Origin of the sequence: Vescimonas fastidiosa (assembly GCF_018326305.1) — a bacterium.
In the GTDB taxonomy this organism is placed as follows: Bacteria; Bacillota; Clostridia; order Oscillospirales; family Oscillospiraceae; genus Vescimonas; species Vescimonas fastidiosa.
The window spans coordinates 170,282-183,996 of sequence record NZ_AP023415.1 but is presented as its reverse complement, the minus strand read 5'-3'; the positions used below and the strand labels follow the sequence as shown (position 1 = coordinate 183,996).

Genomic DNA, 13,715 nt, shown 5'->3' with positions numbered 1-13,715 from the left:
TCTCTTTTTGCGGGAATCCCCCAGTCACGGCTTTGCCGTGCCAGCCCCCTTTAGGCAAGGGGGCCAAGAGGACGGGGGTTGCGGATTGCCACGGCCAGTGTGCGCACTGCCTCGCAATGACAGGGTTTCCATGGAGTGTGGTGGATGCCCGGGCGGGCGGGGTAGAACCCCGCCCCTACGGAGTGTTTACCGATAGGATTTTGTAGGGGGCGATGCCCACATCGCCCCGCGTCCGTTACAAGAGGTGCGGTAAAATGGGCCGTCGGGGACGCCGCCCCCTACGGATAGCTTGGTAGCTGGTGAGGTGGGCGACCCCAAGGGTCGCCCCTACCCCCCATCTTTCCGCTTTACACTTTTCTCCCTCCCGGCTTTTTGACATCGTTAACGATGATTTCCGCCCCCCCATGCGGTAGATTTGGACACCCTGCTAATTTTTAATATTTTTTGAATGCAGGGTCTTGACAAATGCGGTTAAAGATATTAAACTATCCGCAGTTAAAGGTGATTAACCTTTTTCTTTTTCGTTTAATAGTTAGATAGCTCAAACCTTGGGAGGGATAACAATGATGCCGCTTGCATTGGCAGATATGGGTACGGAAAATATCATTCGCCGCATCGGTGGCAGCCCGGAGGTCCGCAAGCACCTGGAGGATCTGGGTTTTGTAGCCGGGGGCAGCGCCACGGTGGTCTCCTCACTGGGTGGCAACCTCATCGTGAAGGTGAAGGAGTCCCGGGTGGCCATCAGCGAAGAAATGGCAAGAAAAATTATGATATAAGGAGAAAGCACTATGAAAACACTGAAGGATGTTAAGATCGGCGAGACCGCCAGGGTGGTAAAGCTCCACGGTGAGGGGCCTGTCAAGCGCCGCATCATGGACATGGGCATCACCAAAGGCGTGGAGGTCTATGTGCGCAAGGTAGCTCCCTTGGGTGACCCCGTGGAGGTCACGGTCCGGGGCTACGAGCTGAGCCTGCGCAAGGCTGACATCGAGATGATCGAGGTAGAATAAAACCTGCCGGAAAATTTTTAGAATTTTCCGGAAAAGGGCTTGCAGTCTGCTGCGCGCAGGTGGCGGTGAAAAATGATTTCATTTTTTTCGCCTGCGGGCGCAAACTCTGCGAGGCTTTTGCACCGCCCTTTTCAGGCCCCTATTTTTATTTTTTAAGTACTGGTTAGGCTTCACTAACCGAAAGGAGAGTCAAATGGAAAAACAAATCAAGATCGCGTTGGCGGGCAACCCCAACTGCGGCAAGACCACCCTTTTCAACGCTCTCACCGGCTCCAATCAGTTCGTTGGTAACTGGCCCGGCGTCACGGTGGAGAAGAAAGAGGGCAAGCTGAAGAAGCACGACGATGTGGTGATCATGGACCTGCCCGGCATCTACTCCCTGTCCCCCTACACGCTGGAGGAGGTGGTAGCCCGTAACTATCTGATCAAGGAGCGTCCCGATGCCATCCTGAATATCATCGACGGCACCAACCTGGAGCGCAACCTCTACCTCACCACGCAGCTCACCGAGCTGGGCATTCCCGTTGTGGTGGCCATCAACATGATGGATGTGGTGAAGAAGAACGGTGACAGCATCAACACCCAGGAGCTGGCCCGGGAGCTGGGCTGCAAGGTGGTGGAGATCTCCGCTCTGAAGGGCACCGGCGTCATGCTGGCCGCCGAGGAGGCCGTCCGGGCCGCCAACGGCGGAAGGACCGTCCCCATGCACACCTTCTCCGGCCCCGTGGAGCACGCCATTGCCCACATTGAGGAGGCCGCCGTACATACCATGCCCGAGGAGCAGCAGCGCTGGTACGCCATCAAGATCTTCGAGCGTGATGACAAGGTTCTCTCCCAGCTGAGCATTCCCGCCGATGTCATGGCCCATATCGAGGAGGACATCAAGGCCGCCGAGAAGGAGCTGGACGATGACGCCGAGAGCATCATCACCGGTGAGCGCTATGTCTATATCGCCGAGCTCATCAAGGGCTGCTACAAGAAAAAGAATGCGGGCACCCTCTCCGCCTCCGACAAGATCGACAAGATCGTCACCAACCGCTGGCTGGGTCTGCCCATCTTTGCCGCGGTGATGTTCCTGGTATACTGGATCGCCATGGTAGCCGTAGGCGCCCCCGCTACCGACTGGGCCAATGACGGCGTGTTCGGTGACGGCTGGCACCTGCTGGGCATCGGCTCCAAGGAGTATAACGAGGTCAATGATGAGTACACCGCCGCCATCCAGGCCGTGGATGCCTTCCTGGGTCTGGACACGGAGGCCGAGGACTTTGACGCAAGCGCCGCCCTGGCCGATATGAAGGCCTTCACCCCCGATTCCACCACCGCCACCGTGGATGTGGAGGATGAGGAGACCTTGGCCATCAACACCATGACCGCCTACTATAACGCTCTGCCCGAGGGCGCCGACAAGATGGACGATGTGGTCCAAATGACCTATGTGGACGCCGTGGCCTACCTGGAGAAGAACGGCTTTGAGGCCCCGGATCCCGCCGACTACGGCGTGTGGGTCCCGGGTATCCCTGTGCTGATCGGTGATGCCCTGGATGCGGCCGACACCGCTCCCTGGCTCAGTGGCCTGATCCTGGACGGTATCGTAGCCGGTGTGGGTGCCGTGCTGGGCTTCGTGCCTCAGATGCTGGTGCTGTTCCTGATGCTGGCCTTCCTGGAGGCCTGCGGCTACATGGCCCGTATCGCCTTCGTTCTGGACCGTGTGTTCCGCAAGTTCGGTCTGTCCGGCAAATCCTTCATCCCCATGCTCATCGGCGTGGGCTGCGGCGTGCCCGGCATCATGGCCTCCCGTACCATAGAAAACGAACGGGATCGCCGTATGACCATTATGACCACCACCTTTATCCCCTGCGGCGCTAAGGTGCCCTTCATCGCCATGATCGCCGGCGCTCTGTTCGGCGGCAGCGCATGGGTCTCCACCTCCGCCTACTTCATCGGCATGGCCGCCATCATCGTCTCCGGCATCATGCTGAAAAAGACGAAGATGTTCGCCGGCGACCCCGCTCCTTTCGTTATGGAGCTGCCCGCCTACCACTGGCCCACCCTGGGCAATGTCCTGCGCAGCATGTGGGAGCGCGGCTGGTCCTTCATTAAGAAGGCCGGTACCATCATCCTGCTCTCCACCATCTTTGTTTGGTTCACCACCTACTTCGGCTGGGTGGACGGCACCTTCCGTATGCTGGATGAGAGTGAGATCGACTCCTCCATTTTGGCTGCCATCGGCGGTGTCATCGCCTGGATCTTCAAGCCCCTGGGCTGGGGCACCTGGCAGGCCGCCGTGGCCTCCATCACCGGCCTTGTGGCCAAGGAGAACATCGTGGGTACTCTGGGTATCCTCTATGGCGGCGGCGACGGAACCGTGTACCAGAACATCGCCCAGGCCTTCAACGGCATCAGCGGCTACAGCTTCCTGGTCTTTAACCTGCTGTGCGCTCCCTGCTTCGCCGCCATCGGCGCCATCAAGCGGGAGATGAACAACCACAAGTGGACCTGGTTTGCCATCGGCTATCAGTGCGGCTTCGCCTATGTCATCGGTCTGATGATCAACCAGTTCGGCGGCCTGTTTACCGGCAGCATGAATATCATCGGTCTCATCTTTGCCGTGGCCGCCCTGGTATTCCTGGTCTATATGCTGGTGCGCCCCTACAAGGAAGCCACCAAGCTCTCCGCCAAGATCTGATAAGTCCAAAAATCTGATAAGCAAACAGACGCATATCTCCTTTAACCGCCACGCCGGGGACCGCAGCCCCCGGCGTGGCACCTTTTTATATTATGGCAAAAACCGTCATTGCGAGGGCGCAAATCTTTTCTTGATACGATCCGTAGGGGCGGGGTTCTACCCCGCCCGCGGGAGGGGCAGAGCCCCTCCCCTACGCAAAACAGGTAGGCCGGTGGTCCGGGGCGGCGGAGCGGGGTTCTACCCCGCCCGCCGTCTATGGCAATCCGTCCCCCGGTAACAATTTTTTTATTGCCCCATTCGCCCATCCGCGTTATAATGTTTGCAATGACGCAGAAAGGACAACTCCTATGGAACTTATCATGCTGGGCACGGGCAGTGCCATGGTCACCCGGTGCTATAACACCTGCTTCGTCCTCCGCAGCGGCGAGCAGCACCTGCTGGTGGACGGAGGCGGAGGCAATACCCTCCTGCGCCGCCTGCAGGAGGCCCACATCGACTGGCGGGACCTGCGCACCATTTTCGTCACCCACAAGCACATCGACCACATCCTCGGCATCGCCTGGATGATGCGCCTGATCTGCCAAAATATGGCCCAGGGCACCTACGAAGGGGAGGCCACCATCTACGCCCACAGTCAGGTCATTGACCTGCTGCGCACCCTGGCCCGGGGACTGCTCCAGGAAAACCATCTTCGCTTTTTGGACAAGGGCCTGCACCTGGTGGCGGTGGAGGACGGGGAAAGCCGGGAGCTTATAGGCCGAAGCACCACTTTTTTCGACATCGGCTCCACCAAGGACCGCCAGTTCGGCTTTTCCATGGATTTAGGCGGCGGAAAAAAGCTCACCTGCTGCGGCGATGAGCCCTACCATGACTGCGAGGAATCCTATGTCCGCGGCAGTACCTGGCTCCTCCACGAGGCCTTCTGCCTGCACAGCCAGGCTGATGTATTCCATCCCTATGAAAAGCACCACTCCACCGTGGCCGATGCCTGCCGCCTGGCCCGGGAGCTGGGGGTGGAGAATCTGGTGCTCTACCATACCGAGGACAAAAATCTCCCCCGGCGCAAGGAGCTCTACACCCGGGAGGGCCGCGAATACTTCGCCGGCGGGCTCTATATCCCCGATGACCTGGAGCGCATCCAACTCTAAAAACGGAGGTGCAGACCCGTGATCCTGTATGTAAATGCCTGCGCCCGGCCCGACTCCCGCACGGATCGGCTGGCCCGGGCCCTGCTGCAAAAATTAGGCCCCTATGAGGAGCTGCGGCTCTATGACGAGCCCCTGCGCCCCATGGATGCCCATCGCATCGCCCTGCGGGACGCCTTGCTCTCCCAAAAGGACTACGGCGCAGAGATGTTCCGCTACGCCCGGCAGTTCGCCGCCGCAGAGCAGATCGTCCTGTCCGCCCCTCTGTGGGATCTGTCCTTCCCTGCCCAGCTCAAAATTTACCTGGAAAACATCTTCGTCACCGGCATCGTCACCCGTTACAGCGAAGCGGGCCTGCCCGTGGGCCTGTGTCGGGCGAAAAAGCTCTACTATGTCTCCACCTCCGGCGGCCCCTACGACCCCCGCTTCGGCTTCGACCAGCTTCGGGCCATGGCCACGGAGAATTTCGGTATCCCCGAGGCGGAGCTTGTGAAGGCGGAGCTGCTGGATATAGACGGCTGTGACCCCGAGGCCATTTTGCATAAAGCCATGGCAGCCTACGGTCTTACGGAAACGACGGATAAGGAGGACGGCCATGCAACCTGACGAACTGCTCCTCATACTGCACACCGCAGAAAAGCTGAAGGACATCACCCGCCACTGCTGCACCTCCGGCGGCCGCCGGGAGAGTGTGGCCGAGCACAGCTGGCGTCTGGCTCTCATGGCCTTCTTTCTCCGGGATGAATTTCCCCGGGCGGATATGGACAAGGTCCTGCGGATGTGCCTGATTCACGATTTAGGGGAGTGCTTCACCGGCGACATCCCCAGCTTCAGCAAAACCCCTGCCGATGAGGCCCGGGAGGAGCGCCTGCTGCATGCGTGGGTAGACGCCCTCCCCGCCCCCTACGCCGCCGAAATGCGCACGCTGTACCGGGAAATGGCCGCCCTGGAAACAGAGGAAGCCAAAATCTACAAGGCCCTGGACAAGCTGGAGGCGGTCATCCAGCACAACGAGTCCGATCTCTCCACCTGGACGGAGAACGAATACAGCCTGAACCTCACCTACGCCCAGGGCAATGTGGCCTTCTCCCCCTACCTCACCGCCCTCCGCCAGGCCATCCGCCGGGAGACGGAGGAGAAAATCGACCGGGAAAAGAAAATCAAGTAAGGAGGCAAACGCATGCATAACGATGATTTTTTCATGCGCCGGGCCATTGCGCTTTCCAAATCCGCCGTGGCCCACGGCAACGAGCCCTTCGGCGCGGTGCTGGTAAAGGACGGCGAGATCGTTTTTGAAAACGAAAATCAAATTTATACCCGCCACGATCCCAGTTTTCACGGCGAAGCGGGTCTCATTCGGGAGTTCTGCGCCCAAACGGGCATCACCGATCTGCACGAGTACACCATGTACGCCAGCTGCGAGCCCTGCTTCATGTGCAGCGGTGCTCTGGTGTGGGTGAAGCTGGGCCGCCTGGTCTACGGCGCCAGCAACGACGACCTGGAGACCATCCTTGGCAATAAGGGCTGTAACTGCTCTGCCCTGGTCTTTGAAAATTCCTTCTGGCACCCCCAGGTCACCCCCGGTGTCCTCCGCCAGGAGAGCCTGCAAGTGCTGGAAAACTACTTCGCCAGCCATAAAAAAGGCTGACCACCGCACCCCTTGTAACTCGCCCGTAGGGCGGCGTGCCCTCACGCCGCCGTGCTGGTGCGGTGGCTATCAGGTAGCGGGCTGAGGGCAGCCCGCCCTACGCACCCCTTACATGCCGTAGGGGCCGATGCCCACATCGGCCCGCACACCGCATTTCTTGCAAAAACCCTTTAGGCAAGGGGGCCTTAGGGACGGGGGCACGGATTGCCACACCAGTGACATCGGTCACTGGTTCGCAATGACACATTATAAGAAATGCGGTGCAATCCCGGCGGGCGGACAGAGTCTCCGCCCCGACAATGCAACCCGTTTTTCAAAGCCCATCTTTTTCCTTTCCACTTTCATCTTTTCTCTATCTCAATCAAAGGAGGCTCACTCATGTCCAATTTTTACGAAACCGTTCAAAGCTCCGCCGACTACATCCTCTCCCACTGCCCCCTGCGGCCCACCTGCGGTGTGGTCCTGGGCAGCGGCCTGGGCGGCCTGGTGGATTCCATGGAGGATAAAACCGTCCTCCCCTATGCCGACATTCCCCATTTCCCCCGCTCCACTGTGGCGGGCCATGCCGGGAACCTGGTCATTGGCCGCCTGGCAGGGCAAACGGTAGCCGCCCTTCAGGGCCGCTTCCACTACTACGAGGGCTTTACCATGCGTCAGGTCACCTACCCCATGTATGTGCTGAAGCTCCTGGGCGTCCAGACACTGCTCCTCACCAACGCCTGCGGCGGCATCGACCGCACCCTCCAGCCCGGTGACCTGATGCTTCTGACGGACCACATCAATATGCTGGGAGCCAATTCTCTTATCGGCGAAAATGACGAGCGCTTCGGCCCCCGCTTCCCGGATATGACCGAGGTTTACTCCCTCCGCCTGCGCGATCTGGCTAAGGCCGCCGCCCGGGAGCTGGGCATTCCCTGCAAGGAGGGCGTGTACGCTATTTTCCCCGGCCCCTGCTATGAGACCGCCGCTGAAATTCGCGCCTATCGCGCCCTGGGGGCCGATGCCATCGGCATGTCCACCGTCCCCGAGGCCATCGCCGCCAACTACCTGGGCCTGGAGGTCCTGGGCATCGCCTGCATTACCAACATGGCCACCGGCATCGCCGAAAAGAAGCACTCCCACCAGGAGGTCCTGGCCGCCGCCAACCGCAGCAGCCACCATCTCCGGCAGCTGGTCGAGTCTGTCATTGCCCGCCTCTAAGGCCATACGGTTTCATTGCCCGAGGCAACCAGCAAGCATCAAAAAAGCCCTCCTACGGGAGGGCTTTTTTTCTGTTTGCTCGTTACCATCGGTTGACAAAGGCAAACACGCCTGCCAGTGCGCCTTTGCGGCGCTTTTTGCCCTTCTCACCTTGGCGGGCGCCAGCCCGCCTGCGGCTCAAAAGCCAAAAATCGCTCGGAAATCCATCGCTGGCAGGTGCGAAGCAGTTTTGCCGCGCAGAAATTTGTCCGGACAAGGAAAGATCCGCAGGGAATACTTGTCGTATTTCCAAGGGGCTTGACGCGGTATGGGCGTATTTCTGCCCGTCAAAACCATGTCTGCCCTTGTCAACTGATGGTTACTTTTGATAATACCCTTGCACAAAACTCAAAAACTGCTTCTCCCCTGCCGTGCAGGCCAAATTTTGCCGATGGGCCAAATAAATGGTTCGCCGCAAGCCCTCCCCGTCCATGGGGAATACCAGCGCCCGTCCGTCCTTCCGCTCCTGCCGCACCGACAGGGCCGACAGCACCGACACCCCGGCTCCCTGGGTCACCATGCGCTTAATGGTCTCCGGATCGTCCAGCCGCGCCACAATGTGCAGATCCCGGGGATCGTATCCCATTCGGGCCATATACCGCTGCAGGGTCCGATCTGTGCCGGACCCCTGCTCCCGGGCAATAGTGGGCTCGCCCAAAAGCTCCCGTCCCCAGGCTCCCCGACGCAGCAGCGCCTGATAGCGGGCCGTGTTGGGCGTCACCATCACCAGCTCGTCCTCCTGCAGGGGATAGTAGACCATGGCATCCCCCTCGGACCGGGACCCCACAAAGCCAAACCGCACCTGCCCGCTTTGGAGCAGCTTGTGGACCTGCGCGGAGTCGCCATGGCGCAGCTCATAGCGGTAGGTCGGGTGTCTCTGCAAAAATGCGGCCATCAGCTCCGGCAGCATATACTGCCCCGGCACCGTAGACGCCCCCAGCAAAAGGGGCAGCGCCGTCTGACGCTCCGGGTCCCGGGCCGCCGCCTCCAGTGTTTGGCATTGGGAGAGGATCTTCTTCACCATAGGATAGAGCCGATGCCCGTCCTCCGTAAGGGTCACACCCCCCTGGCCCCGGCGCAGCAGCAGCGGCACCCCCAGGCACTGCTCCAGCGTGCGCAAATGTGTGCTGGCAGTGGACTGGGTCAGGTGCAGCAGCTCCGCAGCCCGGGTCAGGCTCTCCTGCTCCGCCGCCGCCGCAAACACCTCCAACTGCCGCAAAGTGTATTCGACCATGGTTCTCTCCCCCTTTTTTTCAGTTTTATTATATAAAAACCGTAATTCTCTGTCAAGGCAGACGATTTCAGCCGATTGTTATTGATTTTTTGAATAAATAGAAAATTTCATTGAAAAAGACCGTTGGACGGGAGAAAAAGCGCCTTATATAATGGGCCTTGTAAGCATTCTGTAAAGAGAGAAAGGATCCATTATAAAATGAAAAGGTTTTTCAAAGAGAACTGGCTCGTAATCGTCACGGGCGTTGTGGTGGGCCTGGCCGCCCTGCTTCTGCAGGCTCTGGGCAACCCCAAGAACATGGGCTTCTGCATTGCCTGCTTCGAGCGTGACATTGCCGGTGCCCTGGGTCTGCACAGCGCAGCCGTGGTGCAGTATGTCCGTCCCGAGGTCATCGGCATTGTCCTGGGCTCCTGCATCATGGCCCTTATCGGCAAGGAATTCCGCGCCCAGGCCGGTTCCTCCCCCGCCACCCGTTTCGCCGTGGGCGCCCTGGTGATGATCGGTGCTCTGGTGTTCCTGGGCTGTCCCCTTCGTATGCTGCTGCGTATGGGCGGCGGCGACCTCAACGCCTTCGTGGGTCTTCTGGGCTTCGTCATCGGCGCCATTATCGGCACCGTGTTCCTGAAGAAGGGCTTCAACCTGGGCCGTGCCTACCAGGCCAAGAAGACCGAGGGCTTTGTCCTGCCGGTCATCATGCTGGTGCTGTTTGCCCTGGCTCTGCTGGTCCCCACCCTGTTCAATGCCTCCGAGAAGGGCCCTGGCTCCATGCACGCCCCTGTGCTGGTAGCCTTCGCCGTAGCTCTGGTGGTTGGTGCCCTGGCCCAGCGCTCCCGTCTGTGCATGGCCGGCGGCGTGCGTGACACCGTTATGCTGAAGGATCCCCACCTGCTTTGGGGCTCCGTGGCCATCTTTGTGGTGGTGCTGGTGGGTAACCTGATCATGGGCAACTTCACCGCCTTCTCCTTCCTGTCCCAGCCCATTGCCCACTCCAACCACATCTGGAACCTGCTGGGCATGGTCATCGTCGGCTGGGGCTCCGTGCTCCTGGGCGGCTGCCCCCTGCGTCAGCTGGTTTTGGCCGGCTCCGGCAATGGCGACAGCGCCGTCACCGTTCTGGGTATGATGGGCGGTGCCGCTCTGGCCCATAATCTGAAGCTGGCCAGCGGCGCCGATCCCGGTGTCAACGAGGCCGGTGCGTATGTGAAGTACGCCGTCACCACCAACGCCAAGGTGGCCGTGGCCATCGCCTTTGTGGTGCTGCTGGTGATCTCCCTGTGCAACATCCTGCGCAAGAAGGAGGCCTGATTATGGTAACGGTAGATACAAGAGGCTTTTCCTGCCCGGTTCCCCTGCTGATGGTGCAGGAGGAGATCAAAAAGACCGATCCCGCCCAGCTGGCGGTGCTCACCGACGCTCCCTGCGCCGTGGAAAATATTCAGCGCTTCGCCCATCACAACGGTTATGATTTTGCTGCCCTGGAAAATGGCGACGAGTGGACGCTGACCCTGCGCAAGAAGTAAGATACGGCCCCGCCATAGGAGGAAACCAATGCTGGAAAAAAGGAAATGGCTCCTGCTGACCTTTTACACCACAGCCGGTGTCATGGCCCTGGAGCGCACCTGCACCCAGGCCGGTCTGCCGGGGCGCATCGTTCCCGTGCCCCGGTCCATCACCGCCGACTGCGGCATGGCCTGGCGGTGTGAGCCCTCTCTGCGTCAGCAGGTAGTCCCTCTGGCCGATCCCAACGAAGTCATGGGCATATATGAACTGGAAATTTGACCCATTCATTCCACCCCATCCGCCGACCTCCCCCGAGGTCGGCTTTTTTACGCCCATTTACCCCTTACACCCCCTCCGTAGGGGCAATCCTCACGGTGGCACGCGTTCCCCATCCGTAGGGGGCGGCGTCCTCGACGCCCCGTTTTGCCGTGCTTCTTGTGCCCCCGTAGGGCGGGGTGCCCTCCCCCCGCCGCCCGGCCTTGTACCGCACTCCCGGCAGGGCACACGGGCCCTGCCCTACAAAAATATTGTGTGCCATCCCGGGCGGACAGAGTCATCCGCCCCTACAAACCATTTCGTAGGGGCCGATGATCCTGTTGCGGTGCCCAAAATTTCTGCGCTGCCTTACGGCGGACGCTGGAAATTTTGACCGCGGCCACTCGCTCACCTCGCTTCCTCTGCCACCGGCAGCGCTCAGTTCGTTCCCCACATCGGCCCGCCGCCCCCGCACCCCTTACAAAAACCCCTGTCATTGCGAGGGCGCTCCGCGCCCGTGGCAATCCGCATCCCCCGTCCCCTTCTCCACGCAAAAAAAGAGGACGCCTCTCGGCATCCTCTTTTTTACACAATTGAATCGTTGGAGAATTACTTCAGCTCGATCTTGGCGCCGACTTCCTCCAGCTCCTTCTTCATGTTCTCTGCGTCGTCCTTGGACAGGGCTTCCTTCAGAGTGGTGGGAGTCTCCTCAACAGCCTTCTTGGCCTCAGCCAGGCCCAGGCCGGTGATCTCGCGGACGGACTTGATGACCTTGATCTTCTGAGCGGCGTCGAAGCCAACCAGAACCACATCAAACTCGGTCTTCTCCTCAGCAGCGGGAGCAGCAGCGCCGGCAGCGGGAGCAGCCATAGCGGCGGCGGAAACGCCGAACTCTTCCTCCAGAGCGTGTACCAGCTCGCTCAGCTCCAGAACGGTCAAACCCTTGATCTCTTCGATCATAGCAGTAACTTTCTCAGACATTGTATTAGCCTCCTAATTATAAGATATTTTTGTAGTCAGTGGCTGAATTATTCAGCGGCCTCAGCAGGAGCGCCCTGCTTCTCGGCGATCTGCTTAATGACGCAAGCCAGAGCGGAAATGGGAGCCAGCATGGTACCCAGGACCTGAGCCTGCAGCACGGGCAGTGCGGGGATGGATGCCAGAGCATTCACGGTCTCCATGGGCACGGCCTTGCCCTCCAGGAAGCCGCCCTTGATCTCGAACCGGCCATTGAGCTTCTTTGCAAACTCAGCAATCACGCGAGCGGGAGCCACAGGGTCAGCGGCGATAGCCAGAGAAGTGGTGCCGTTGAGCTGCTCGTCCAGTTCGTTGAGACCGCAGTTGTTGAATGCAAAGCGCAGCAGGGTGTTCTTGATGACGGAATACTCCACATCGTTTTTGCGGCACTCAGCGCGCAGAGCGGTATCCTCTGCCACGGTGATGCCCTTGTAGTCCACGATGACGCCGGCGCCGGAATTCTGGATCTTCTCGGTCAGCGCGGCCACGATTGCCTGCTTTTCAGACAGAACTTTTGCGTTGGGCATTCTTTGATTTCACCTCCATGAGAATTGTCGGTGCGTTCAAAACAGGAAAAACCCGTCCCTGTGCCCAAGGACACAAGGACGGGGTAAAGCAATCAAAAATTGATTCGCCATCCTCGGCAGGAATTACGGACAAGTCCCCCTGCTGTCTTTGGAACGCATCATATATTATATCCAAGACCTGCGCATTTGTCAAGTCTCAAATATCCTTTTGCTGCAAAAATTACAGCTGCTTGTTGGCGTTCATCTTCACGCCGGGGCCCATGGTGGACGCAGCCACGCAGGACTTGATATACTGGCCCTTGGCAGCAGCGGGCTTGGCCTTGATGATGGCGCCGATGAGAGCGCTGTAGTTCTCAAAGAGCTTGTCTGCGCCGAAGGAGACCTTGCCGATGGGGCAGTGGATGATGTTGGTCTTATCCAGACGATACTCCACCTTACCGGCCTTAGCCTCGGTGACAGCCTTGGCGGCATCGGGGGTCACAGTGCCGGACTTGGGAGAGGGCATCAGACCCTTGGGGCCCAGGACCTTACCCAGACGGCCCACCACGCCCATCATGTCGGGGGTAGCGACCACCACATCGAAGTCAAACCAGTTTTCCTTCTGGATCTTTTCCACCAGATCCATGTCACCCACATAGTCGGCGCCGGCGGCCTTGGCAGCCTCGGCCTTGTCGCCCTTGGCGAACACCAGCACACGCACGGACTTGCCGGTGCCGTTGGGCAGCACGATGGCACCGCGGACCTGCTGGTCGGCGTGACGGGAGTCCACGCCCAGCTTCACATGCAGCTCGACGGTCTCATCAAACTTAGCGGAAGCGGTCTTGCAGATGAACTCCAGACCTTCCTTGGGATCATACAGTGCAGTCTTGTCGATCTGCTTGGCGATCTCCTGATATTTCTTACCTCTAAACATACCTTACACCCTCCTTATTCACCGACGACAACGCCCATGGAGCGTGCGGTACCAGCGATCATGCTCATAGCGGCTTCCAGGGAAGCAGCGTTCAAATCACGCATCTTCAGCTCTGCGATCTTCTGAATGGAGGCCTTGGAAATGGTAGCGACCTTCTCCTTGTTGGGAACGCCGGAACCGGACTCAATGTTGCACTCCTTCTTGATAAGAACGGCAGCGGGGGGAGTCTTGGTAATGAAGGAGAAGGAGCGGTCGGCATACACCGTGATGACCACGGGGATAACCAGGCCCATATCGTTCTTCGTCCGCTCATTGAACTCCTTGGTGAAAGCGGCGATGTTCACGCCGTGCTGGCCCAGAGCGGGGCCAACGGGGGGTGCGGGAGTTGCTTTACCTGCAGGGATCTGCAGCTTTACATAACCAACGACTTTCTGTGCCATAATAGGCACCTCCTTTTTCATAATGTGGTAGCGACGGGCCTAATGCCGCGGTCGCTTTTGGCGAGACACCCATGCGCCTCTCCCACTTGTGCCGGAGTGGT

At 59.4% G+C, this 13,715-nt stretch carries 16 protein-coding genes and 1 other annotated feature; of the genes, 11 read left to right on the top strand and 5 right to left on the bottom strand.

The genetic code is table 11. The features are described 5' to 3' along the window. Nucleotides 1-563 precede the first annotated feature (563 nt). From KI236_RS00865 to KI236_RS00830, 8 genes are all read left to right on the top strand, one after another. On the top strand, nucleotides 564-776 hold the full coding sequence (locus tag KI236_RS00865; RefSeq protein ID WP_212818524.1) for a FeoA family protein: 213 nt from the start codon (nucleotides 564-566) through the stop codon (nucleotides 774-776). A 12-nt stretch (nucleotides 777-788) separates the two neighbouring features. Further along, nucleotides 789-1,010, top strand: a complete 222-nt coding sequence (locus KI236_RS00860; protein WP_212818522.1) for a FeoA family protein — start codon at nucleotides 789-791, stop codon at nucleotides 1,008-1,010. A gap of 193 nt (nucleotides 1,011-1,203) precedes the next feature. Next, a complete protein-coding gene (feoB, locus tag KI236_RS00855; RefSeq protein ID WP_212818520.1) occupies nucleotides 1,204-3,696 on the top strand; it encodes a ferrous iron transport protein B in 2,493 nt (830 codons plus the stop codon). 347 nt (nucleotides 3,697-4,043) lie between these two features. Continuing rightward, a complete protein-coding gene (locus tag KI236_RS00850; protein ID WP_212818518.1) occupies nucleotides 4,044-4,844 on the top strand; it encodes an MBL fold metallo-hydrolase in 801 nt (266 codons plus the stop codon). Between the two features lie 18 nt (nucleotides 4,845-4,862). Further along, complete coding sequence (locus tag KI236_RS00845; RefSeq protein WP_212818516.1) at nucleotides 4,863-5,447, top strand: NAD(P)H-dependent oxidoreductase; 585 nt, start codon at nucleotides 4,863-4,865, stop codon at nucleotides 5,445-5,447. After that, entirely contained in the window at nucleotides 5,437-6,009 is a 573-nt protein-coding gene (locus KI236_RS00840; protein ID WP_212818515.1) for an HD domain-containing protein, read from the top strand. The genes KI236_RS00845 and KI236_RS00840 overlap by 11 nt, the downstream gene beginning before the upstream one ends. Nucleotides 6,010-6,021: 12 nt before the next feature. Continuing rightward, nucleotides 6,022-6,489 (top strand): nucleoside deaminase, encoded by a 468-nt coding sequence (locus KI236_RS00835; RefSeq protein WP_212818513.1) that lies wholly within the window; start codon nucleotides 6,022-6,024, stop codon nucleotides 6,487-6,489. Between the two features lie 378 nt (nucleotides 6,490-6,867). Further along, nucleotides 6,868-7,689: a purine-nucleoside phosphorylase gene (locus tag KI236_RS00830; RefSeq protein ID WP_212818511.1), complete on the top strand. Its 822-nt coding sequence runs from the start codon at nucleotides 6,868-6,870 to the stop codon at nucleotides 7,687-7,689. A gap of 358 nt (nucleotides 7,690-8,047) precedes the next feature. Here KI236_RS00830 and KI236_RS00825 read toward each other — a convergent pair whose 3' ends face one another. Continuing rightward, on the bottom strand, nucleotides 8,048-8,962 hold the full coding sequence (locus tag KI236_RS00825) for a selenium metabolism-associated LysR family transcriptional regulator (protein WP_212818509.1): 915 nt from the start codon (nucleotides 8,960-8,962) through the stop codon (nucleotides 8,048-8,050). A gap of 198 nt (nucleotides 8,963-9,160) precedes the next feature. Between KI236_RS00825 and yedE the strand changes: the two genes are divergently transcribed. From yedE to KI236_RS00810, 3 genes are read left to right on the top strand one after another with little or no spacing between them, the layout of a single operon-like run. Continuing rightward, the gene (gene yedE / locus KI236_RS00820) at nucleotides 9,161-10,267 is read left to right on the top strand and encodes a YedE family putative selenium transporter (protein ID WP_212818507.1); all 1,107 of its coding nucleotides are present in this window, start codon (nucleotides 9,161-9,163) and stop codon (nucleotides 10,265-10,267) included. Nucleotides 10,268-10,269: 2 nt separating this feature from the next. Next, nucleotides 10,270-10,482, top strand: coding sequence for a sulfurtransferase TusA family protein (locus KI236_RS00815; RefSeq protein WP_212818505.1), 213 nt, complete (start codon nucleotides 10,270-10,272; stop codon nucleotides 10,480-10,482). A gap of 28 nt (nucleotides 10,483-10,510) precedes the next feature. Then, a complete protein-coding gene (locus KI236_RS00810) occupies nucleotides 10,511-10,741 on the top strand; it encodes a DUF3343 domain-containing protein (RefSeq protein ID WP_212818503.1) in 231 nt (76 codons plus the stop codon). Between the two features lie 585 nt (nucleotides 10,742-11,326). Here KI236_RS00810 and rplL read toward each other — a convergent pair. The 4 genes from rplL to rplK form a co-directional block, all read right to left on the bottom strand. Then, nucleotides 11,327-11,698, bottom strand: coding sequence for a 50S ribosomal protein L7/L12 (gene rplL / locus KI236_RS00805; RefSeq protein ID WP_212818501.1), 372 nt, complete (start codon nucleotides 11,696-11,698; stop codon nucleotides 11,327-11,329). A gap of 47 nt (nucleotides 11,699-11,745) precedes the next feature. Then, a complete protein-coding gene (gene rplJ, locus KI236_RS00800; RefSeq protein WP_212818499.1) occupies nucleotides 11,746-12,261 on the bottom strand; it encodes a 50S ribosomal protein L10 in 516 nt (171 codons plus the stop codon). A gap of 36 nt (nucleotides 12,262-12,297) precedes the next feature. Then, nucleotides 12,298-12,431 (bottom strand) — a sequence feature (ribosomal protein L10 leader region). 50 nt (nucleotides 12,432-12,481) lie between these two features. Continuing rightward, nucleotides 12,482-13,174 carry a 50S ribosomal protein L1 gene (rplA, locus tag KI236_RS00795; protein WP_212818497.1) on the bottom strand — a complete coding sequence of 231 codons (693 nt, stop codon included), beginning with the start codon at nucleotides 13,172-13,174 and terminating at the stop codon, nucleotides 12,482-12,484. A 14-nt stretch (nucleotides 13,175-13,188) separates the two neighbouring features. Beyond that, the gene (gene rplK / locus KI236_RS00790) at nucleotides 13,189-13,614 is read right to left on the bottom strand and encodes a 50S ribosomal protein L11 (protein ID WP_212818494.1); all 426 of its coding nucleotides are present in this window, start codon (nucleotides 13,612-13,614) and stop codon (nucleotides 13,189-13,191) included. Between the last annotated feature and the right edge of the window lie 101 nt (nucleotides 13,615-13,715).

Coding starts and splice junctions, on each gene's coding strand:
- KI236_RS00810 (WP_212818503.1), top strand. CDS start 10,511: ATGCTGGAAAAAAGGAAATGGCTCCTGCTGACCTTTTACACCACAGCC.
- feoB (WP_212818520.1), top strand. CDS start 1,204: ATGGAAAAACAAATCAAGATCGCGTTGGCGGGCAACCCCAACTGCGGC.
- KI236_RS00825 (WP_212818509.1), bottom strand. CDS start 8,962: ATGGTCGAATACACTTTGCGGCAGTTGGAGGTGTTTGCGGCGGCGGCG.
- rplA (WP_212818497.1), bottom strand. CDS start 13,174: ATGTTTAGAGGTAAGAAATATCAGGAGATCGCCAAGCAGATCGACAAG.
- rplL (WP_212818501.1), bottom strand. CDS start 11,698: ATGTCTGAGAAAGTTACTGCTATGATCGAAGAGATCAAGGGTTTGACC.
- KI236_RS00830 (WP_212818511.1), top strand. CDS start 6,868: ATGTCCAATTTTTACGAAACCGTTCAAAGCTCCGCCGACTACATCCTC.
- KI236_RS00865 (WP_212818524.1), top strand. CDS start 564: ATGATGCCGCTTGCATTGGCAGATATGGGTACGGAAAATATCATTCGC.
- KI236_RS00840 (WP_212818515.1), top strand. CDS start 5,437: ATGCAACCTGACGAACTGCTCCTCATACTGCACACCGCAGAAAAGCTG.
- rplJ (WP_212818499.1), bottom strand. CDS start 12,261: ATGCCCAACGCAAAAGTTCTGTCTGAAAAGCAGGCAATCGTGGCCGCG.
- KI236_RS00835 (WP_212818513.1), top strand. CDS start 6,022: ATGCATAACGATGATTTTTTCATGCGCCGGGCCATTGCGCTTTCCAAA.
- yedE (WP_212818507.1), top strand. CDS start 9,161: ATGAAAAGGTTTTTCAAAGAGAACTGGCTCGTAATCGTCACGGGCGTT.
- KI236_RS00815 (WP_212818505.1), top strand. CDS start 10,270: ATGGTAACGGTAGATACAAGAGGCTTTTCCTGCCCGGTTCCCCTGCTG.
- rplK (WP_212818494.1), bottom strand. CDS start 13,614: ATGGCACAGAAAGTCGTTGGTTATGTAAAGCTGCAGATCCCTGCAGGT.
- KI236_RS00850 (WP_212818518.1), top strand. CDS start 4,044: ATGGAACTTATCATGCTGGGCACGGGCAGTGCCATGGTCACCCGGTGC.
- KI236_RS00860 (WP_212818522.1), top strand. CDS start 789: ATGAAAACACTGAAGGATGTTAAGATCGGCGAGACCGCCAGGGTGGTA.